A 3,866-nucleotide genomic window follows, 5' to 3' on the forward strand; every position below is an offset into this window, starting at 1 on the left:
ATCGAGTCCTCACCCAGCAGCTCGATCAAAACCGCCAAAACCGCCTTTCTAACGAGGGACGTGAGAAGCTACTCAAAGCTTCACTCGGACTGACTAAAGATGAAGCTGAAAAGGTTTATCGCAAGGCTTATGTCAAACGCGGCAAAATTACCGAAGCCGAAGTTGACATCGTACTCTCAGAGAAAAAGCAACTGATCCGCCGCAATGGAATTCTGGAATTCATTGAAGAAGATGAAACCATTGACTCTGTAGGTGGATTGGACGAACTCAAAGGCTGGCTAGTTCAACGTTCCGATGCCTTCACCGAACGGGCGCGGACGTATGGATTGCCCCAACCGAAAGGGATGCTGATTCTGGGCGTTCCCGGCTGTGGTAAATCCTTAATTGCCAAAACCACTTCGCGTCTGTGGGGCTTACCGCTACTCAGACTGGATATGGGTCGAGTTTATGATGGTTCGACCGTCGGACGTTCTGAAGCAAATCTGCGCGGTGCCCTCAAAACTGCCGAATCCATTTCGCCAGCGATTTTATTTATCGACGAACTCGATAAAGCATTTGCTGGGACGGCAGGATCTGGTGACTCCGACGGCGGTACCTCCAGCCGGATCTTCGGTTCATTCCTGACTTGGATGCAGGAAAAAACCTCGCCCATCTTCGTGATGGCAACTGCCAACCGCGTCGAAAGACTGCCAGGGGAATTCTTACGCAAGGGACGGTTTGATGAAATCTTCTTTGTCGATTTACCCACTCAGTCCGAACGGGAAGCCGTATTTAGTATTCACTTGAGTAAGCGCAAACGAGACATCCAACGTTTCGATCTAGAGCAACTAGCCAAAGTTGCCGATGGATTCTCAGGCGCTGAAATAGAACAAGTTTTGATCGCCGCCATGTATGATGCTTTTGCCCAAAACCGCGAGTTTACGCAACTAGACATCATCGCCGCCATCAAAGCTACTCTGCCCCTCTCGCGGACAATGACAGAGCAGGTAACTGCTTTGCGAGATTGGGCAAGACAGCGAGCGCGTCCCGCCGCTGCCTCAGTCGCGGAATATCACCGACTGGAGTTTTAACAAGCTTGCTCCGATTATCGGAGTCAAGGTGCTAGTGGATAGGATTGGGGAATACTCAATCTATCGACACTAGCAAGGAGACCGAACACGATTGACTGACAAACCCGATCGTGTGCCCTAACAGTTCAAGTTGTCGTTTCGCCTAACTCAATACTATTCGAGGAAACCGATATGTCTCACTTTAGCACTCTCCGTACCAAAATCACTGACGCTGAAATCCTCAAAACTTCTTTGCGCGATCTCGGTATCAATGTTAAGACTGAAACCGATTTACGTGGCTACCAAGGTCAACGCGTCCGCGCTGATATCGTCGCCATTTTAGAAGGCGAATACGATCTCGGTTGGTCTCGCAATGCTGATGGTTCTTTTGACTTAATCGCCGATCTTTGGGGCGTCGCCAAAAAGCACAACCAAACTGAGTTAATCAACTCAATCAACCAAAAGTATGCAGTAAACAAAACTCTATCTGAAGTCCAACAACGTGGTGGTCTCCAAAACGCCAATGTTACCTTGGTTCTCCAGTAGGACTTGTTCTACCCATTCCCAAATGAAAGGGGTCGATCTTTAATCAGATCGACCCCTTTTTATCGTTTAGTTATCAACCAATTACAAGTCCTGATGCGTAAACGGTTTGGCATTCTCGCCAGCATAGGTAGCTACAATCTGTCCAGTGCCCTGAAGTTGATATTTATAAGTTATCAATCCTTCTAAGCCGACTGGGCCGCGTGGGGGCATCTTTTGGGTACTGATGCCGACTTCTGCGCCGAAACCATAGCGGAACCCATCGGAAAAGCGAGTCGAGCAATTGTGAAAGACATTGGCTGCATCGATGCGATCGAGAAATATTTTAGCAGCGTCAGGATCTTCGGTAACGATACAATCGGTGTGGCGCGAGCCGTAAGTATTGATGTGGGTAATTGCCCCATCGAGATCGGGGACGATTTGGATGGCGAGAATCAGGTCGCTATATTCAGTCGCCCAATCAGTGGCGATCGCCAGATCGATCGTCAGATCGCCATGATGACCGAGAATTTCATGTCCGAGTTGGCTTAGTCTGATTTCGACACCGTGCGCCTGCAATCGATCGACGACCAGTGGTAAGAATGTTTCGGCGATCGATTGGTGAATGAGGAGGGTTTCGATCGCGTTACAGGCTGCGGGATACTGGGTTTTGGAGTCGATGGCGATCGCGATCGCCCGGTCGAAATCTGCTGCGCTGTCGATGTATAGGTGACAGATCCCATCCGCATGTCCGAGGACGGGAATCCGGGTATTATCTTGAACGTATTTGACAAATTCATTGGAACCGCGCGGGATAATCAGATCCACATAGCGGTCTAATTTGAGTAATTCGCTAGTTTCCGATCGAGTCGTCAATAGTTGAATGACATCGGGACTAACTTCCGAGCGAGCTAACCCGGCTTTAATTGCCGCGACTAGGGCAGTGCAAGAAGCGATCGCTTCTTTGCCACCTTTTAAAATTACCCCATTGCCCGACTTAATTGCCAAGCTAGCAATCTGAATTACCGCATCGGGACGCGCTTCAAAGATCACACCTAAGACCCCTACCGGGCAGCTCGTCCGCTGCAAAACCAGTCCGGTGTCGAGAGTGCGATGAATCTGAATTTGACCCACTGGATCGGCTAATTTACCCACGTCGCGCACGCCGAGGATTGCGCCCTTGAGTTTGGTGGCATCTAGTTTGAGCCGTGCGTAGAGAGCGGGGGCGATTTCGGCTTGAGCTGCTTGACAGTCGCTGGCATTTGCCGCGACGATCGCCTCAGCACTACTTTCTAGCGATGTGGCAATTAATTCGATCGCGATGTTTTTGGCATCAGCCGAGAGATTAGCCAGGTGTTGGGCGGCTAGTCGGGTGTTTTGGGCAATTTCTGTCAACATACATTAGGCTTTGGGCTTTGGGCTTTGGGCTTTGGGCTTTGGGCTATAGATTTTAGGCTTTGGGTTTTGGGTGCGGCTACTGCTCACTTACTGGCTGTGGAGTACCTACCCTTAAGTACTAAGACTATCCACTGTCTTGAAAATGTGCTTTACTTGGCGGAGTTCGTCCCGCCTTTGTTCCCACGGCTCGGGGAACCCGATCCGACGACCATGGAACGAACCCAAGCGGGGAAACAAGCGAAGCTCTGTGGGGGAAGCTTCCCCCACAAACGTCGCGCCCCAAGAACATTGGGCGGGTTCCCCACTGGTCGGGAAAAATAACCAGTTGCCCATCAGCACTTTTCGCTATTCACTATCCACTATTCACCAGAACATCAGTAACTTTGTTTTGAGGCAAGATACGAGTAATTACTTTTTGCGCTGTTGGAGGACGCGATAGACATCGCGGATACTGACGCGGTGGTGGGCGAGGGCGACGAGAGTATGATAGAACAGATCGGCGACTTCGCCAGCAATTTCGGCGGGTCGATCGTCTTTACATGCCATCACGACTTCGACGGCTTCCTCGCCAATTTTCTTGAGGATTTTGTTATCGCCACCTGCAAATAAGCTCTGAGTGTAAGAGCCAGCTTGGGGCGCGTCGCGGCGATCGCAGATCGTCTGATATAAATCTGATAAAGTATCGGCGGGTGGGGCGATTTTGGTATCGGTGGCAACTTGGTGAAAACAGCTCCGTTCGCCCGTATGACAGGCAATATCGCCCACTTGTTCGACTGTCACTAGCAGCGCATCGCTGTCGCAGTCGTAGCGTAGCGATTTGACGTGTTGAATGTGTCCGCTAGTTGCGCCTTTATGCCAAAATTCTTGCCGCGAACGGCTCCAGAACCAAGTTTCACC

General features: G+C 50.5%; 5 protein-coding genes. 2 read left to right on the forward strand and 3 right to left on the reverse strand.

Annotation, left to right across the window (positions count from 1 at the left end; translation table 11 throughout):
- Both RMO35_RS22180 and RMO35_RS22185 read left to right on the forward strand, forming a co-directional pair.
- Positions 1 to 1,070 (forward strand): AAA family ATPase (locus RMO35_RS22180; protein ID WP_309744388.1); only part of this gene is annotated, 1,070 nt, incomplete at its 5' end.
- Positions 1,071 to 1,241: 171 nt separating this feature from the next.
- The gene (locus RMO35_RS22185) at positions 1,242 to 1,595 is read left to right on the forward strand and encodes a DUF1257 domain-containing protein (RefSeq protein ID WP_015161237.1); all 354 of its coding nucleotides are present in this window, start codon (positions 1,242 to 1,244) and stop codon (positions 1,593 to 1,595) included.
- A gap of 81 nt (positions 1,596 to 1,676) precedes the next feature.
- On the opposite strand, the gene RMO35_RS22190 is transcribed toward RMO35_RS22185, so the two are convergent.
- The 3 genes from RMO35_RS22190 to hisIE form a co-directional block, all read right to left on the reverse strand.
- Positions 1,677 to 2,969: a glutamate-5-semialdehyde dehydrogenase gene (locus RMO35_RS22190; RefSeq protein WP_309744390.1), complete on the reverse strand. Its 1,293-nt coding sequence runs from the start codon at positions 2,967 to 2,969 to the stop codon at positions 1,677 to 1,679.
- 111 nt (positions 2,970 to 3,080) lie between these two features.
- Positions 3,081 to 3,302: a hypothetical protein gene (locus RMO35_RS22195; protein ID WP_309744392.1), complete on the reverse strand. Its 222-nt coding sequence runs from the start codon at positions 3,300 to 3,302 to the stop codon at positions 3,081 to 3,083.
- A gap of 75 nt (positions 3,303 to 3,377) precedes the next feature.
- Positions 3,378 to 3,866 (reverse strand): bifunctional phosphoribosyl-AMP cyclohydrolase/phosphoribosyl-ATP diphosphatase HisIE (gene hisIE, locus RMO35_RS22200; RefSeq protein WP_309744394.1); only part of this gene is annotated, 489 nt, incomplete at its 5' end.

It is taken from the genome of Chamaesiphon sp. OTE_20_metabat_361, assembly GCF_031364565.1.

Bases quoted from the DNA above. Each gene is read 5' to 3' on its own strand.
- RMO35_RS22185 (WP_015161237.1), top strand. From the start codon at position 1,242: ATGTCTCACTTTAGCACTCTCCGTACCAAAATCACTGACGCTGAAATC.
- RMO35_RS22190 (WP_309744390.1), bottom strand. From the start codon at position 2,969: ATGTTGACAGAAATTGCCCAAAACACCCGACTAGCCGCCCAACACCTG.
- RMO35_RS22195 (WP_309744392.1), bottom strand. From the start codon at position 3,302: ATGGGCAACTGGTTATTTTTCCCGACCAGTGGGGAACCCGCCCAATGT.